Annotated in this window: 1 protein-coding gene; it reads right to left on the bottom strand. The window is 55.5% G+C overall.

What is annotated here, in order from left to right:
• Positions 1-1,093: choice-of-anchor Q domain-containing protein (locus NW846_RS12525; RefSeq protein ID WP_414516198.1), on the bottom strand; the 1,093-nt coding region annotated here is incomplete at both ends.

Genomic DNA, 1,093 nt, shown 5'->3' with positions numbered 1-1,093 from the left:
GGCGTGGGTGTTGGAGTGGGCGTGGGTGTTGGAGTGGGCGTGGGTGTTGGAGTGGGGGTGGGCGGAGCTTGCTCCTCATATGCTCCTACATCACACCGAACTCCAGCAGGTCGGGAAAAACCCCGCTGATCCTGGTTGACAGGGCTACTGTTCAGGTCGGTACACTGCCCGGCTGGCACAGCGTCGATGGCTACACTGCCTGCCAGAAGGGCATGGGTCTGGGTCGGCCCACCATTGTTGACCAGTGGCCCAAGGTTCAAAGCTGCTGAGGTCACAGCCGTAAATCCTGGGCAGCTTCCATCGGTGTCGAGATTCGCCCCGCTGGGGGTGAGAGTGCCAGCGTTGGAACAATTACCTCCGCTTGTACTGTTTGCTACGATTGAGTTTCTGAGGTTGGCTGTGGCGTCGTTGAAAATACCTCCACCTTTTGAAGCTGAGTTCGATGCAATTGTTACAAAGCTTAGACTGCTGGTGCCGAGATTGTAAATGCCACCGCCTTTTGTGCCAGCACTATTTCCTGATAGGGTGCTGTTGGTAATGTTTACTGTACTGCTGCTGGAAACATAGATGCCTCCCCCCTCCTGGCCGACATTGTTGAAGGAGATCTCGCTTGCGTTGAGGGTCACCTTGCCGCCATTGCCGTTGTAAATGCCGCCCCCCTTTTCACTAACGTTATTGCCGGAGATCCCTGTTTTGCTGATGTTTGTCGTGCCTAAATTGTAGATGCCGCCCCCTTCCTTGCCAGCACCATTGTTGACAATGCCGGCGTTGGTAACCGTTACCGTGCCGCCGCTGCCGTTGTAGATGCCGCCTCCCTCCTGGCCGGCACCGTTGTCGGAAATGCCCGCTGCGTCAATGGTTACTGTGCCCAGGTTGTAGATACCGCCCCCTTTCTCACCAACACCATTCTTGGAAATGCCAGTGTTGGTAATTGTTACCTTGCCGCCGCTGCCGTTGTAGATGCCACCTCCCTCCTGGTCGGCACCGTTGTTGGAAATGCCCGCTGCGTCAATGGTTACTGTGCCCAAGTTGTAGATGCCGCCCCCTTTCTCACCAACACCATTCTTGGAAATGCCAGTGTTGGTAATTGTTA

This window comes from Synechococcus sp. W60.3 (genome assembly GCF_047502615.1).
Lineage (GTDB): Bacteria > Cyanobacteriota > Cyanobacteriia > Thermostichales > Thermostichaceae > Thermostichus.
The sequence above is the reverse complement of the archived record's forward strand: the minus strand, read 5'-3'. Positions and strand labels throughout refer to the sequence as shown.